At 72.2% G+C, this 15619-nt stretch carries 9 protein-coding genes; 5 read left to right on the forward strand and 4 right to left on the reverse strand.

The genetic code is table 11. The features are described from left to right. Positions 1-104 precede the first annotated feature (104 nt). Entirely contained in the window at positions 105-4997 is a 4893-nt protein-coding gene (locus AC07AL_RS08540) for a glycosyl hydrolase family 18 protein (RefSeq protein WP_478317221.1), read from the reverse strand. A gap of 488 nt (positions 4998-5485) precedes the next feature. Here AC07AL_RS08540 and AC07AL_RS08545 point away from each other — a divergent pair, with 488 nt between their 5' ends. Further along, entirely contained in the window at positions 5486-8449 is a 2964-nt protein-coding gene (locus AC07AL_RS08545; protein ID WP_363630024.1) for a glycoside hydrolase family 3 C-terminal domain-containing protein, read from the forward strand. 72 nt (positions 8450-8521) lie between these two features. On the opposite strand, the gene AC07AL_RS08550 is transcribed toward AC07AL_RS08545, so the two are convergent. From AC07AL_RS08550 to AC07AL_RS08560, 3 genes are all read right to left on the reverse strand, one after another. Next, positions 8522-9325 carry an SGNH/GDSL hydrolase family protein gene (locus AC07AL_RS08550; RefSeq protein WP_363630026.1) on the reverse strand — a complete coding sequence of 268 codons (804 nt, stop codon included), beginning with the start codon at positions 9323-9325 and terminating at the stop codon, positions 8522-8524. A 75-nt stretch (positions 9326-9400) separates the two neighbouring features. Beyond that, positions 9401-10615, reverse strand: coding sequence for an alpha/beta hydrolase (locus AC07AL_RS08555; protein ID WP_478317222.1), 1215 nt, complete (start codon positions 10613-10615; stop codon positions 9401-9403). Continuing rightward, complete coding sequence (locus AC07AL_RS08560; protein WP_478317223.1) at positions 10612-11364, reverse strand: LmeA family phospholipid-binding protein; 753 nt, start codon at positions 11362-11364, stop codon at positions 10612-10614. Before AC07AL_RS08560 ends, AC07AL_RS08555 begins: the two co-directional genes overlap by 4 nt. Positions 11365-11795: 431 nt before the next feature. On the opposite strand from AC07AL_RS08560, the gene AC07AL_RS08565 reads away from it, so the two are divergent. The 4 genes from AC07AL_RS08565 (at position 11796) to bufB (ending at position 15618) form a co-directional block, all read left to right on the forward strand. Next, positions 11796-12482 carry a response regulator transcription factor gene (locus AC07AL_RS08565; protein ID WP_363583436.1) on the forward strand — a complete coding sequence of 229 codons (687 nt, stop codon included), beginning with the start codon at positions 11796-11798 and terminating at the stop codon, positions 12480-12482. Continuing rightward, positions 12479-13852: a HAMP domain-containing sensor histidine kinase gene (locus AC07AL_RS08570; RefSeq protein ID WP_478317224.1), complete on the forward strand. Its 1374-nt coding sequence runs from the start codon at positions 12479-12481 to the stop codon at positions 13850-13852. Before AC07AL_RS08565 ends, AC07AL_RS08570 begins: the two co-directional genes overlap by 4 nt. 225 nt (positions 13853-14077) lie before the next feature. After that, positions 14078-14725, forward strand: coding sequence for a hypothetical protein (locus AC07AL_RS08575; RefSeq protein WP_363583440.1), 648 nt, complete (start codon positions 14078-14080; stop codon positions 14723-14725). Continuing rightward, on the forward strand, positions 14722-15618 hold the full coding sequence (bufB, locus tag AC07AL_RS08580) for an MNIO family bufferin maturase (protein WP_478317225.1): 897 nt from the start codon (positions 14722-14724) through the stop codon (positions 15616-15618). Before AC07AL_RS08575 ends, bufB begins: the two co-directional genes overlap by 4 nt. The last annotated feature ends 1 nt before the right edge of the window (position 15619 follow it).

The raw sequence follows: 15619 nt of genomic DNA on the forward strand, positions 1-15619 counted from the left end.
CAAACCCTCCCCCCCCCATGCCTCCACCACACATCCCCCCCCCCCCCCGCCCCCCCCCCCCCCCCCCCCCCGCGGCGGTCAACTCCCCTCAGGGTGCGGGTCGGTCACGGTGTGGGGCCGAGCTTCTGCCAGGCGTCGCTCTTGCCGGGCTCGTCGGTCGCCTTGTTCCACCACTTGGCGCGCCAGTAGAAGCCGTTCCACGACACCGTCGAGGCCCAGGCGCCGTCGGTGTCCCCGGCGATGATCTTCGTACTGGAGGCGGTGGCGCTGTTCGCGGGGGCGGCGAGGTAGGCCGGCGCCTTCCACCAGTCGTCGTTCCCGCCGGCGAAGCTGCCCAGCGCGTAGGAGCTGCCGTGCTTGGCGCCACCGGTGACCCACCGGTCCAGCATCGGCTTGCCCGCGGTGGCCTGGTCCGTGCTGAGCGGCACCAGCCGCCACCACTGGTCGACCTTCCCGTCGCAGTCCCGGACCGTGAGGGTGCCCCTGGCCGTGGTGGCGCCGAGGCACTGGTCGTGGCCGCTGGTAGCGGACTTGATGTGGTACCAGCCCTGGTCGTCCTCGCTCACCGCCCACAGCTGGTTGGCGTTGCCGGTCTGCTTCATCGACAGGTGGGCGTCGGTCCAGCTGCCGGGGTGGTCGAGGACGTTGCCGCTGTTGCGGTCCTCGATGATCCACTTGTCGCCGGTCTGCCAGAACGCGAACGAGGGGTTGGGGTTGTAGGCGTGCGCCTGCCACGGCGCGGCCTGGCACTGGGCCCCGGAGGCCGGTGCCGGGGGATCGACGGTCGTCACCGCGCGGCGCTTGTCGCCGGTGGATCCGTAGTCCTTGCCGCCGATCCTGAAGGTGACGTTCGCCGGGCCGGTGACGGGCAGGTAGTACTTGACCTCGATGTCCTTCGACCTGCCGGCGGGGATGTCCTCGCAGTAGCCGAGTTTGACGGTCACCCGGTGGAAGTCGCCCTTCAGCCCGCCCGCGTTGGGCCCCGTGTGGCCGGGGACGATGCCGCTCATCTCCTTCCAGGCCCCGTCCTTCACCACCGGTGGGGCGGAGGTGGGGAGGTCGAAGGAGATCTCCGTGCCCTGGGCGAGGGCGACCTTGGAGTTGTTGGTGATCCGCAGCTTCGGCTGCATCGGCCACATGTCCCCGACGTCGGTCGGGAAGTCCACCAGCTCGGCCTTGACGTCGATCACCTCGGCGGGCAGCGTCTTGCCGCCGCCGGTGGTGTTGCCGGACGCCCCCGCGCCCTTGAGCGCGTTGTCGAGGCGGGTGGTCAGGTCGTAGCCCATCCCCCACTCGCCGTTGGAACGCTTGGTGTAGTCACCCGCGAGCTCCCAGATCATCGCCCCGCCGACGCCCTTGTCCGCGATGTACTTCGCCTTGGCGTCGATCGACCTGTCGTTCTCCGTGGAGAGGAACACCTTCTTGGCGTCGTTCCACAGCCACGACGACTGGAGCGGGTCGGAGTACTTCTCGGCGTAGCCGCCGGTCAGCTTCCCGGCGTCGGTGGCCGGGTCGACGCCGTAGGAGCGCAGGTAGCCGGGGGTGCGGCCGTCCTGGAGGTTCTTGGTGTGCCACAGCGGGTTCGACCCGGCGCCGACCTCGCGGCCGTCCTCGGTGTCGTGCCACACGTTGTCGATGCCGGTCGCGCCGAGGCCGCAGTCCTGGCCCTTGGCCGGGCCCCGGCCGCCGACGCCCTTCGGGCACTGGGACTGGTCCGCCATGGCGGAGGTGCCCCACAGGCCGTCCGTGCCGCCCTGCACGTTCTGCCAACCGCGGGAATAGTAGGGGATGCCGAGGTTGATCCGGCCGGGCGGGAGGGCGCCGCGGTAGTAGTGGTAGGCCCAGTCGGTGTTGAAGTAGCCGTTCTTCTGGTAGTCCTTGGTGTCGGGCGCCTGGTCGTTGTAGATCCCGGCGGCGGCCAGCTCGTTGTCCTGCCCGGTGTCGTAGAGCGGGGCCTGCGGGCCGACGAACTTGTTCCAGGAGCCGTGCAGGTCGTAGCTCATGACGTTGACGTAGTCCTGGTACTGGAGCGCCTGGCCGGCGTCCAGTCCGCGCACCAGGTAGCCGGAGGCGGACCCGGCCGAGGTCAGCAGGTAGTAGCGGCCCTTGGCCGTGCCGGACTGGTCCAGCTTGGTCCGCAGGGTCTTCATCAGGGCGGTGTAGCCCTGCTGGAGGCCCTTGCGGCGCGGGTTGGAGACGTCCCAGTCGTTGGGGTTGCCCGTGTTGGGCAGGGCGCCGGGGTACTCGTAGTCGATGTCGACGCCGTTGAACCCGTACCGGTCCAGGAAGTCCGTCACGGAGTCGGCGAACGCGTCGATGCCCGCCTGGTTCACCGAGCCGTCGGCGTTGGTGGCCATCGCGTAGAAGTTCCGGGTGTCCGCCCAGCCGCCGACGGAGATCAGCGTCTTCACGGCCGGGTGCTTCTTCTTGTACGTGTTCAGCAGGTTGAAGTGACCCTTGTACGGGAGGGACGGATCCATGGCGTTCCGGTCGCCGTCCCAGGTCATGCCGGTGGCCGGGTTGGCCGGGTCGTTCACGTCACCGACGCTGATCCGGTTGTTCTCCACCTTCGCGAACGCATAGTTCACGTGCGTGACCTTCGACCAGGGGATGTTGGACGCCAGGTACGCGGGGTCTCCCTTGGCCCCGGAGCGCCACCCCGTGAAGTACCCCACCGTGCGCCGGGTGCGGTTGTTACCGACCCACTCCCGGCCGCTGTTGTCGTAGACGTCGCAGTACCGGGCGTTCACCCCCGGGGTGGCGGCCATCCCCTCGGGCCGGCAGTCGCCCGAGGAGGCGGGCTTCGTCCCCCGGTCGTCGGGCGAGTCGTCGAACGGGGCTCCCGCGGAGTCCGGCCCCCCGGGGTCGCCGGTGCTGGTGCCGCCCTCCAGGTGCCACCGCTGTTCGGCGGCCCCGGCGCACTTCCAGAAGGCCAGGGCCTTGTCCTCGCCCTGGTCGGTCAGGCAGCCGCCGTCCGAGGAGACGATCTGGTACGTCCGCCCGTCCAGCGCGTCGAGCTGCCAGCGCTGGTTCGCGCCCCCGCCGTCCCGCCAGAGCGCGCTGTAGTAGCTGGTGCCGTCCACGGTCTGCGACCGGTTGCTGTTGGCGTCCAGCACCTGTCCGGGGTCGAGGGCCGTCCGGATCGCGAACCGGCCGTCGTCCTGGCGGTCCAGGTTCCACTTCTGCGCCGGGTTCCCGTTCCCGCCGAGGGCCTTGACCTTGGTGCCGTTGGCGGGGTTCGCCCGGTCGACGTCGGCCACCCGGCCGGTGCCGTCGTTGACCAGCGAGACGCCGGCCGCCGAGGGCGGGGGCGGTGGGGTGTCCGTCGGGCGGCCGTTGTCGTCCATCCGCGGGATCTTCGGCATGCCGGTGGTGTCGCCGGCGGCGAAGATCGTGCCCTGCAGGACGCTCCAGCGCAGAGCCGTGGGGCCCACGACGACGGTGCCGTCCGTGCCGCCGGCCGCAACGAATCCGCTGGTCAACTGGTTCCCGCGGAAGAAGGAGGCATAGGCCCTGTTGGAGAACTGCGAGCCTGGCCACCGGATGGCCGCGTTGAACCCGTCGGTCCAGCCGGCTCGGGTCAGGGCGGTGAAGTTGTCGCCGATGGGCTTGGGCCCGTTGAGCACGCGGTCGGTGGAACGGCCGATGTTGGCTTCCAGCGACACGTACGTGTCGCCCTTGAAGAGGAAGACCTGGTTCTCCGTCACCGAGAGGGCCGCGTCGACCCCCTGGGTGAAGGGTGCGGTGCTGTCACTGCCGGCCAGGCTGTGCCACCCGTCCGCGATCGTGGTCGGCGGCTTGGTCATCGTTGCGGTCCCCGTGTCGGGGTCCACCCTCATCCGCATGTACTGGTCCCCCCGGAACATCATCACTTCATCCGGGTTCTCCGGCAGCGTGAAGGCCGCGTCGAAGCCGTTCGCGAACGGTGTGTTCCCCAGGACCGGCCACAGGTGGGAGATGGTGTCCTCCTTGCCTCCGGCCAGGCTGGCGTTGCCCGGGAAGTCCGCGATGCGGGCGACGAACGGCCCCCGGAGGAGGTAGACGTCACGGCTGGTGCTGAAACTCGCTTCCACCAGTGGCTGGGAGCACGCGAACGGGCCGTCGCTCGACCGCGGTATCCGGCAGATCCGATTCTGCGCCTGGACCTGGAGGACGGCCAGCCCGACGGCGGCTGCGGTGGCGGCGAACCAGGAGTTGCTCGGGTCCTGGTTGGCGTCCCACAGGTCCCTGCTTCGCCTGGCCCAGGTCAGGATCTGGGTCTCGTACTCACGGATGCGTGCCGGGATCCGGCTGCGCATCGCCGCTGCGATGCCGTTCCTGACGTTCTGGAACCGAGTGCCCTCGGCCACGGCTTCGACGAGGACCATCAGTGCGCTGCGCAACCATGGTGTCCGTTGCGCCTGCGCCGCCGGGTCCGGGCCGCCGTCGAGGACGTTCTCCAGGACTCTGACGGCGTTCCTCAGCGCGTCGGCATCGACATTCGCCCAGCCGTTCTCGAATGTGAAGAGGTTGCCTGGCGTGGCGGACTCGTTCCTGAGGTCGCCGTACTCGACGCCGATGGCGCTGAGCTCGCGATACCGGACCGTGATGGTTTGCCCTGGTTGCGGCCGCTGCCGCTGCTGCTGCGTGAACCAGTTGTCGCGGGCAGTCCGCGATGTGCCGACGCCCCTGTCGGCCAAGCGGTAGAGCGTCTTCACGCCCGCCCGGACGGTGTAGAAGCCGCAGATGTACATGTCGCGCGGCGCGATGATCAGTCCGGTTTCCATCCCCGGCACGGGGTCCTGATCCGGGTGTCCCAGATCGAAGAGGTCGACCATCACGGGGTTCGGGTCATCGAGCGTGACGTTGAAGTCCGCGCGGTACGGGCGGGTGAAGTTCCCCCGCAGCAGCTCGATGAGCTGGAGGTAGGGACGAGCCGGGTCCGGCGGGTCGGCGGCGTGCGCCGGCCCGGTCGCCCCGATGGGCAGGAGGAGAACCGCCAGCAGGACCACCAGCATCCGCCGGAGCCCTCCGACAAGCCGTCTTGGCGGTGGGCCCCCCGGTGCCCGGCCGGGCCGGACGGTCGTTCGCAACCGCAACATGTCCTCTCCAAAGGAATTCGGTGACATTGATGCGGCAGAACGTACGAGGCACCGGTAGACACGTGATGGACAGCGCCAGCCCGTTCGGCGCTCAGCGCCCTCCGGCGATGATCTCCAGGGCAGGGCGCGGTGATCGCCCCGAGGAACTCGGCGTACAGACCGTTGCGCAGCACCGTTCGTCTAGGGTCGGCGTGTTGACAGCGGATAGACGACGCGTCAACGACGGCCGGGCCGACGCCGTCCGCGCCCCCGCCTGCGCCCCTCGGTGACCGTTCGCGCCCTTGGTGCCTCCGACGCGCCCTTGCGCGCTACCTGCCGGTAAGTGTTAATGCGCCGTAAATTTGACTGGCCGTCACATTTCCCGGCCCTCCCGGCTCGGCCCGCCTTCGTCGAAAGGTGCTGCCATGCGGCGTATCACCTCGTGGACGCGAATACTCCGTTTCGGGCTCAGCGGCTGCCTCCTGGCGGCCGCCTCCGGCTCCGGCATGTGCCCAGCGGTCGCCGGACCGGCCGGTCCGCAGCCGCACGGCGGGCGGTCTCAGGATGGGGGGTCGCACGGTGGGTGGTCGCACGGCGGGCCGTCGCCGGAGCAGAGGATCGAAGCGCTCCTCGGCCAGCTGACCACCGACGAGAAGACGACGCTGCTACAGGGGATCGCCGCACCGAACGGGGTGTACGCGGTCGGCTACGTCCGGGGCGTGCCGCGGCTGGGCATCCCGCCGCTGCTGCTGTCCGACGGCCCGGCCGGCGTGCGGGACGGGCAACCGGCGACGGCGCTGCCGGCGCCGGTGTCGCTGGCCGCCGCCTTCGACCCGGGGCTCGCCACCACCTACGGCGCGGTGCTGGGCCGTGAGGCCCGGGCGCGCGGCTACCAGGTGCTGTACGCGCCGATGGTGAACCTCGTGCGGGTGCCGCAGGGCGGGCGGAACTTCGAGACGCTGGGGGAGGACCCGTTCCTCGCCGGGCGGGTCGCGGCGGCGGAGGTCCGCGGCATCCAGGCGCAGGGGGTCGCGGCGCAGGTGAAGCACTTCGCGGCGAACAACCAGGAGAACAACCGGCAGTCGTACAGCTCGGAGGTGGACGAGCGGACGCTGGCCGAGATCGAGCTGCCCGCCTTCCGGGCGGCCGTCCGGGACGGCCGGGCCTGGTCGGCGATGTGCGGCTACAACCCGGTCAACAGCATCTGGGCGTGCGAGAACTTCCCGCTGCTGCGGGACGTGCTGAAGGGCCGTTGGGGGTTCGACGGGGTGATCGGTTCCGACTACCCGGCCACCCACTCCTCGGTGAACGCCGCGGCGGGCGGGCTGGACCAGGAGTTCGGCGGTACGACGTACTTCGCCGACCTGAACGCGGCCGTGGCCGACGGGCGGCTCGCCCCGGCCGTCCTGGACGACCAGGTGCGGCGGGTGCTGCGGCTGATGGTCCGGACCGGGGCGCTGGACGGCGGCCGGCCGCCCGGCTCCGGCCCCGGCTCCGGCTCGGGCCAGGCCGTCTCCGATCCGCCCGTCTCCGATCCGCCCGCCTCCGACCCCGCCGCCGGCGCGCGCGACGCCCGGGCGGCGGCCGCCGCCGGGACGGTGCTGCTGCGCAACCAGGGGCCGGTGCTGCCGCTGGACGCCGCCCACCTGTCGTCCGTCGCGGTGATCGGCCCGTGGGCCGACCACGCCTACACCGGCGGCTACGGCTCCTCGCACGTCGCCCCCTACCCCGACCAGGTCGTGACGCCTCGCCAGGGCATTGCCGCCCGGGCCGGTGCGGGCGTCTCGGTGCGCTACCACCCGGGCGACGACGCGGCCGCGGCCGCCTCGGTGGCCGCCGGGGCGGACGTCGCGGTGGTGGTGGTCGGCGACGAGGAGACCGAGGGCGCGGACCGCGGCTCGCTGGACCTCGCCCCGGCGGACGACGCCCTGATCCGCGCCGTCGCCCGCGCCAACCCGCGGACGGTGGTGGTGCTCAACACCGGCGGGCCGGTCACCATGCCGTGGCTGGACGCGGTGCCGGCGGTGGTCGAGGCCTGGTACCCGGGCGAGCAGAGCGGCACCGCGCTCGCCGACGTGCTGTTCGGCGACGCCGATCCGGCGGGGCGGCTGCCCGTCACCTTCCCGACCTCGGTGGCGGCCACGCCGATCCGGGACGCCTCCCAGTACCCCGGCACGGACGGCGCCTACCACTACACCGAGCAGCTCGCGGTCGGGTACCGCTGGTACGACGCGACCGCCACCGCCCCGCTGTTCCCCTTCGGCCACGGCCTCTCGTACACCACCTTCGGCTACAGCAACCTCACCGTGACCGGCCCGGACGCCGCCGGCCGGGTGCGGGTCGGCTTCGACCTCGCCAACCAGGGCGCCCGGACCGGCACCGAGGTGCCGCAGCTGTACGTCTCCTTCCCGTCCGCGGCCGGCGAGCCGCCGCAGCAGCTCAAGGCCTTCGACAAGGTCACGCTGGCGCCCGGCCGGTCGACGCACGTGGAACTGCCGCTGGACCGCTCCTCCTTCGCGGTCTGGGATCCCGGCGTGCACGGCTGGCAGGTCCCCGGCGGGCGGTACGGCCTCATGGTCGGCTCCTCCTCGCGCGCGCCGAAGTTGCAGGGCGCGGTGGACGTCCCGGGCTCTCCGGTCGTCTCCACCTGGTCCGGGCGGATCACCGGTGCCGACGGGTCCTGTCTGGACGCGGGCGCCGCCGCCGCGGACGGCAACGAGGCGGTACGGCTGGCCGGCTGCGCGGGCACGGCGGCCCAGGACGCCATGGTCGGCTCGGACGGCACCGTCCGCGCCCTCGACGGCTGCCTGACCCCGGCGGGCCCGGACGACGGCGCCGCCGTCCGGCTGCGGGACTGCACCGCGGGCGCCGACCAGGTGTGGCGCCCGGGCCCGGGCTCCTCGATCCTCCACCCGGCGTCCGGCCGCTGCCTCGCGGCCGCCGACGGCCGGCTGCTGCTGCGGACCTGCTCGGGGGGCGCCGAGCAGAGCTGGGCCACCCCCCGCCCGAGCGGCCGGGTGACCGGCATCGCCGGGCAGTGCGTGGACCTCAACCGCGCCGACACGGCCAACGGCACCGCCGTCCAGCTCTACCGCTGCAACTCCACCGGCGCCCAGGACTGGACCGTCGGGCAGGACGAGTCCCTGCGGGCCCTCGGCAAGTGCCTGGACGTCACCAACGGCTGGACCGCCGCCGGGACGCCCGCCCAGCTCTACGACTGCAACGGCACCGGCGCCCAGCGCTGGCAGCCACGCCCGGACGGCACGCTCCTCAACCCGGCCTCCGGCCGCTGCCTCGACGCCCGCGACGGCAGCGGCGCCGACTGGACCAGGCTGCAGATCTGGGACTGCCACGGCGGCCCCAACCAGCGCTGGACCCTGCCCTCCTGATGCCCACCGCCGGCCGGGCGCCGGCCGTCCGCCGTCCGCCGCCGTCCGATGGCGGCGGGCGGCGGGGCTGCGTCAGCCGTTTGCTTCCAGAGCCGGGAGGTAGGCGCCGGCCTGGCCGGCGGCGGTCGGGTGGAAGGACTGTCCGATCGGCCAGTTCAGGGCGTGCAGCCAGGGAGCGGGGTCGCAGAGCTGGTGGCCGGCGAACCGGCTGGTCACATCCGCGTAGGCGAAGTTCGGGTACTTGGCGGCCTCGCTCTGGATGACGCTGTTCAGGACGTCGGCGCCGTCGTTGAGGGCAGCACGCCTGGCCGGGCTGATCCCCGGGCAGAGGGGGGCGCCGGGGTCGTAGAAGCGGGGGTAGCCGAGGATCACCACGTGGGCGTTGGCGGCGCGGGAGCGGATGGCGCCGTAGACGGTGTCGAGTTCGCCGGGGAGCTGGGTGCGGGCGGTGTTCTCTGCGGAGGAGACGGCGCTGAGGCAGGCGGCGTCGCTGCCGAGCAGGCAGGAGGCCAGTACGTCGCGCAGGCCGACGTCGTTGCCGCCGATGGTCATGCTGACCAAGGTGGTGCCGGAAGTGAGCGGGGCGAGTTGGTTGTTCACGACGTCGGTGGTGGTGGCGCCGCCGCAGGCCTGGAAGTCGAAGGTGGCCGGTGAGGTGGACTGGGCGTAGAGGTACGGGTACGCGTTGGTGCTCTGGTTGCAGCTGTTGAGGTACGTGCTGGATGATCCGCCGCCCGCGGAGTAGGAGTCGCCGAGGGCCACGTAGTTGACGGTGGCGGCGTGGGCGGCGTGGGCGGTGCCGGTGGTGGCGGCGAGTGCGGTGGTCGTCAGGGTGAGGAGCGCGGCCGCGAGGGCTGCGGGGCGGGTTCGGCTCATCGGTTGCCTCCTTGGTGGGACGGCTGGTGTGTCAGTGGGGCTGTTCGGCGTTGCGGCGCGGTGCCCGGGACGTGGTCAGGAGTGCTGACCGAGGAAGTCGGCGAGCTCTTTGTCGTACCGGGCGGGGTCGGCGTTCCAGGAGCCGGTGTGGCCGGCCCCGGGGACGGTGACGAGTCGGACCTTGTCCGGCCAGTCGCGGGCGAACCGGGCGCTGCCGGCGTACGGGACGAGTGTGTCGGCGGTGCCGTGGAAGAGCAGCACGGGCTGTTCGGGGCCGCCGTTGCGCCGGTTCGCCGCCAGGGTGTCGACCTGGTCGAGGTCCACTCCGGCTCGGAAGCGGATGAAGGGGGCCGTGAGGTCGGCGATGGGGAACGGGAGTCCGAGGCCGGTGGCGATCGTGTCGATGGCCGCCCGGTAGTCGAGTGCGGGTGAGTCGAGGACGACTGAGCGGACCGCGCTGGTGTCCTGGGCGCGCTGAAGGTAGTTCTCGACGATGGCGCCGCCCATGGAGAACCCGTAGAGCACCACGCCGGAGGCTCCGTGGGCGCGGGCGTAGCGGACGGCGGCGTCGAGGTCGCGCCATTCCGTGTTGCCGAGTTGTCGGTTGCCGTTGGAGTCGCGGGGTGCGCCGGGGTCGTTGCGGTAGGTGATGTCGAGGATAGGGTAGCCGAGGTCGTGCAGTCCGGGCATCGTCCGCAGGCCCGCGCTGCGGCCGGCGCCGAGCCCGTGGACCTGGATGACCCAGGTGCTGCGCGAGCCCGGGAGGTACCAGGCGGGCATCGGGCCCAGGTCGCCGGGGTAGCTGACGTCCTGGTGGTCCAGCCCCACCGCTCGGCGCGGGTCCGAGTTCCACACGGTGACGATGATCTTCGCCTTGGCGCCGACGGCGGGTGGGGTGGTGGCCTGGAGTTCGCGGGTGACGGTCTTGCCGTCCGAGGCGAGGACGCGGCCGAGTTCTCCCGAGCGCCGCTGTGCGGATCCGCTGTCCTGCCAGACCAGGCCGTAGGTGCCGGTGTAGCGGCTCTCGTCGGTGGCGGGAAGGGTCACCGTCGCGTTCCCCACGGCGATGACGCGGGTGTTCAGCGGGGTGTCGTCGGTGGGGTGCAGCAACTTGCCGGTCAGTAGCCACAGCGCGCCGGACGCCGCGGTGAGAGCGAGGACGAGCAGGCCCGTGACGGCGACGACGATGCGTCGGCGCAGGCGGGTGCGGCGGCTGGACGGCGGTGTCGTGGGGTGGCTGGACGGTGGTGTCGTGGGGTCGGTCATCGCCGGGGTCGGCTCCTGGTTCATGGCTGCTTCAGCGTGGTGGGGCCGGAGGCCAGGGTGAGGGCGAGTCCGGTCGGTGTGACGGTGAGTGAGACGGGCTTGAGGGACAGGGGGTAGCCGGCTTGTCGGTTCCGCGCGGTGAGCTTGGTGTTGATCTGGTCGAGCTGGGGACCGGTGATCGTTCGGCCGAGGAACTGCAGGCTGGTGGCGGTGATGGTGACCCGGCCGTCGGCCAGGGCGGGCTTCAGCGTCAACTGGCCCATGCCACCCGGGCCCAGGGCGAGCAGGAGGGTGCCGGTGGCGGGGTCGGTCCGGGTGCTGCTGACGGGAACGCCCTGGCCCGAGTCGTGGATCGCTCCCGCCAGGGAGTCGGCGGGGATCGTGACGGTGGCCCGGACGTCGGACGCCGTCGCGGGCTCGGCCAGGTGGAGGTCGTCGAGCGTGATGCGGACCGAGGCGCCCGTGAGTGAGCCGAGGTGGGCGTCGTCCGCGCCGAGCGTGACGTGATCCAGGTGCCGGTCGAGGATCGCGAGCAGCGCCGGGCCGGCGCCGGTGTCGACCGTCACCCGGGTGTCGAGCGCCTTCCCCATGCGGTCGGCGATCCGGCTCTTCAGGACGTGCCGGGTGACGGCCTCGCCGCCCCCGGCGAGGGCCAGCACGACGGCCACGGGCAGGACGACGGCGCGAGTGATCCGGCCTCGCCGGGTGGTCGGGCGGCGGAGGCGGCCCAGCCGCGCGGTGGCGGTTCGGGCCGGTTCTGGACGGATGGTCATCATTGTCCTGCTGTCGTTGTCGGGGCGTCGGAGGGGGCGGGCGGCCCGGTGCGGTCCCGGCGGCGTCCTGTGGTCGGCCGTTGTCCTGGGGACGGGGCGCGACCGGTGCGCGTGAGCAGCACGACGACCGCGACGATCAGGAGGGCCGCAACACAGACACCGAGCAGCACGAGGGATCTGGAGCCCGTGAGCACGACTGCTCTCCCTTGTCCCGACCCCGCCGGTCGGCGAGGTCGGAAGCATCCTGTCGCCGTTGTGCAAGGCGAAGGTTCGGCCTGTGTTCGGGCCTTGTAAGGATCGCCGTCGGTCCGCCGGACGGTGACAGCCCGCGGGTTAGCATCGGTGCAGTTCGAAGCCGTGGCACGCGCGACTGGCCAAGCAGCCGCGGGATGGGTGCCGCGGCGCGGGGAGACTGCGGTGACACCGGACAGATGACACAGAGCAAGGGCCTTGTGCTGGTGGTGGAGGACGAGCGCCACATCGCCGACCTCCAGCGCCTGTACCTCACCCGCGAGGGCTTCGGCGTCCACACCGAGGCCGACGGCACCGCCGGGTTGGCCGCCGTGGCACGGCTGCGGCCGGTGGCGATCGTTCTCGACATCGGGCTGCCCGGGCTGGACGGCACGGACTTCTGCCGCCGGCTGCGCGCCGCCGACGACTGGACGCCCGTCATCCTGGTCACCGCCCGGGACGAGGAGGCCGACCGGATCCTCGGCCTGGAGATCGGTGCCGACGACTACCTCACCAAACCGTTCTCGCCCCGCGAGCTGGTCGCCCGGGTCAAGGCGGTGCTGCGCCGCACCGCCGGCCCACCGGTCTCGGCCGTCCTGGGCGGCAGCCGGCTGCGCCTGGACCCCGGTCGCCGCACGGTGCTCTGCGACGGCGAACCGCTGGAGCTGACCACCACCGAGTTCAACCTGCTCGCCCACCTGCTGGCCCGGCCCGGTCAGGTCTTCAGCCGCGAGCAGCTCCGCGCCCAGGTCTGGGGGCAGGCCGACTACGGCGACAGCCGGGTCGTCGACGTCTACGTCTCGCAGCTGCGCGCCAAGCTCGGCGACGCCAGCCCGATCCGCACCGTGCGGGGGATCGGCTACAGCGCCCAGGAGCCGGAGCGGTGAGGCGCCTGCGCGCGGGCTCCCTCACCGGCAGCCTGGTCCTGCTCGCCACCGTGGTGGCAGCCACGGCCGTGCTACTGGCGGGGGTCGCGGCCTGGCAGACCGCCTTCTCCAACGCCGAGTCCCAGTACCGGGAGCGCCTGTCCCGGCAGGCCACCGTGCTCAGCCTCGCTCCCAACCTGTCCGTGCTGCTCCTCGACCAGACCCAACGGCTGACCGGGGCCACCGGCGTCCTGGTCGCCGTCGTCGATCCCGACGGACACGTGGACGGCCCCGCGGCGCAGGCCGTCGCCCCGGCCGACCGGGACGCGCTGCTCGCCGGACGGACGCTCTCCGCCACGGCCTCGCTCGGCGACCAGCGCGTACTCGTCCAGGGACACCCGGCAAGCAACGGCGGCGCTGTCGTGCTGACCCAGCCGTTCACCGAGGTCGATGCGGCTGCCGGCCGGATGCGCGGCAGCCTGACGCTCCCCCTGGTCGCGGGCCTGGTCGGAGCCGCCCTCGCCGGAGCCCTGCTGGCCCGCCGCATCGCCCGCCCCCTGGTCGCGGCGGCCGGTGTCGCCCACCGACTCGCCGCAGGTGAACGCGGCCTGCGCTGCGAGGCCGACGGCCCCACCGAGGCCCGTGACGTCGCCCAGGCCCTGAACGCACTGGGCGCCGCCCTCGAACGCAGCGAACAACGCCAGCGCGACTTCCTGACCTCGATCTCCCACGAGATCCGTACCCCCCTCACCGCACTCCAGGGCTACGCCGAGGCCCTCACCGACGGGGTCGTCGAACCCGGGCAGCAGGCCCAGGTCGGCCAGATCCTCCTGACCGAGACCAGACGCCTGGACCGCTTCGTCTCCGACCTGCTCGAACTCGCACGCCTGGACGCCGACGACTTCCCCATCACCCGCGAACCCACCGACCTCACCGCCCTCGTCCGTGAGACCGCGCAAGCCTGGGACCAGAGGCTCCGACAGAGCGAACTCCACCTGCGGGTGGAAACGGCCGGGGAACCCGTGATCACGGTCACCGACGGATTCCGGGTCCGCCAGCTGCTCGACGGCCTGATCGGCAACGCCGTGCGGATCTCGCCGCCCGGCGCCCCCGTGGTGCTGGCCCTGCGCCGAACGGACAGCGGCGACACCGAGCTACAGGTCCGCGACGGCGGCCCCGGCCTGACCGACGAGGACGTCCGGGTCGCCTTCGAACCCGGCGCCCTGCACTCCCGCTATGCGGGCACCCGCCCCGGCGGCACCGGCCTCGGCCTGGCCATCACCCGTCGCCTCACCGACCGGCTCGGCGCCACCATCACCGTCCACGGCCACGGCCCCGAGGGCGGCGCCTGCTTCACCGTCACCCTCGGCACCATCCCGCTCGACGCGTAGCCGCCCGCGCAGCACCCCGGACCAGGGCCGCGTCCGAACCGCCTGCCCCGCGCAGCGCCCGGAGCTCGCTCCGCAGGAATAATTCGCACACTACTCATTTGGCGCTATCCAGCCCGCCTCCGGCTGTGATGACCTTGGCGACTGTGGCGCGCGTCACATCGCGTGACAGCGCAGTGAGATCGCACTGCCGTGCGTGCCCGACCCAAGGCGATCGAGGAGGTACTCGTGAGTGGCAGGGAGAACAGTGGCAGGGCGGCCGGCGGTGACGGCTTCCCGGATCTGAGCCCCGGGGAACTGGCGGAGATCGAGCGCGTGATCCTCGGCGGCGACGACGGGATCGCGCTGCGGCACGCCGCGCACGAGGCCGGCGGGCCGCGCGTGTCCGCGGCCGAGCTGCAGAAGGCCCTTGAGCTCCATGTGTGCATGGGCTTGAACGCCTGCCGCAACCACGACATCGACGAGAAGGCGCCGATGGCGGGCATGGGAGCCTGTGCCACCGTCCTGCACGTGTGCCACGGCGCCAACGAGTGCCGCGGGCAGGGCGGGTGCGGCTACACCGGCCCCGACGCGGAACTCGCCAAGCCGGGCGAGCAGGCCTGTCGGCAGAACGGCAGCTGTGCGAGCCCGATCAATGTCAGCCGGGTGTTCGCGGGCGGCCCGCTGAAGGGCAAGAGCGTCTGGAAGCTCGCCCGCCAGCTGTTCGAGGCCCGGATGTACGCCGCCGGCCTCCCGTTCGGCCCGTCCCCGGGCGAGGGCTACCCGGACGACCTGGTCCCGCCGTACGAAGTGAACGAGGCCGAGCGGAGGAAGAAGAGGCTCGACCGGAGCAAGCCGCAGGTGCTGCCGCTGCCGTCGGACGAGGCGACCGCGTGACGGAGCCCCACCAGGGCGAGCGGATCGACCGGGTGTCCCGCTTCGACCTGCCGAACCTGGGGTTCGGTGTCGGCCTGCGCGGCCCGCACCACCGGTACGTACTGGACCACCTCGGCGATGAGCTGGGCGCCGAGTGGCTGGAGATCATCTCCGAGAACTACCTCGACTCCCACGGCCACCCGCGTCACGTACTGGACCGGGTCGCCGAGCGGCACTCCCTGGTCATGCACGGGGTGTCGCTGTCGATCGGCAGCGTGGAGCCCCTGGACTTCGACTACCTGGGGCGGCTCCGGCGGCTGGCCGACACGGTGGGCGCCGCCTGGGTGTCGGACCACGTGTGCTTCACCGGGGTCGCCGGGCTCAACACCCACGACCTGCTGCCGGTCCCCTTCACCGAGGCCGCGCTGACGCATCTGGTGCGACGGGTCAGGACCGTGCAGGACTTCCTGGAGCGCCCGCTGGTGCTGGAGAACCCCAGCACGTACGTGGGCTTCGCCGCATCGACCATGCCGGAGGAGGAGTTCGTCGCGCGGCTGGCGGTCGAGGCCGACTGTGGGCTCCTGCTGGACGTCAACAACGTCTACGTGTCGGCCGTCAACCACGACACCGATCCGCGCGCATACCTCGGAGCGCTCCCGCACGACCGGGTCGTACAGATCCATCTGGCCGGTCACACCGACGCGGGCACACATCTGATCGACACCCATGACGGACCGGTCGCACCGGCCGTGTGGGAGCTGTACGACGCGGCGATCGCGCTGACCGGGCCCGTGTCCACCCTGCTGGAGTGGGACGACCGCCTGCCGCCCTTCCCCGAGCTGGTGGCGGAACTCGGAAAGGCGCGCCAGCGGGCCCTCGATCCGGCGAACATCCCCGTCGCGACGGGAGTCTGAC

Source organism: Kitasatospora sp. NPDC043949 (assembly GCF_056435365.1).

Excerpts from the sequence above, each read along its gene's own strand:
- AC07AL_RS08540 (WP_478317221.1), bottom strand. The coding sequence starts at position 4,997 with ATGCTGGTGGTCCTGCTGGCGGTTCTCCTCCTGCCCATCGGGGCGACC.
- AC07AL_RS08545 (WP_363630024.1), top strand. The coding sequence starts at position 5,486 with ATGCGGCGTATCACCTCGTGGACGCGAATACTCCGTTTCGGGCTCAGC.
- AC07AL_RS08550 (WP_363630026.1), bottom strand. The coding sequence starts at position 9,325 with ATGAGCCGAACCCGCCCCGCAGCCCTCGCGGCCGCGCTCCTCACCCTG.
- AC07AL_RS08555 (WP_478317222.1), bottom strand. The coding sequence starts at position 10,615 with ATGAACCAGGAGCCGACCCCGGCGATGACCGACCCCACGACACCACCG.
- AC07AL_RS08560 (WP_478317223.1), bottom strand. The coding sequence starts at position 11,364 with ATGACCATCCGTCCAGAACCGGCCCGAACCGCCACCGCGCGGCTGGGC.
- AC07AL_RS08565 (WP_363583436.1), top strand. The coding sequence starts at position 11,796 with ATGACACAGAGCAAGGGCCTTGTGCTGGTGGTGGAGGACGAGCGCCAC.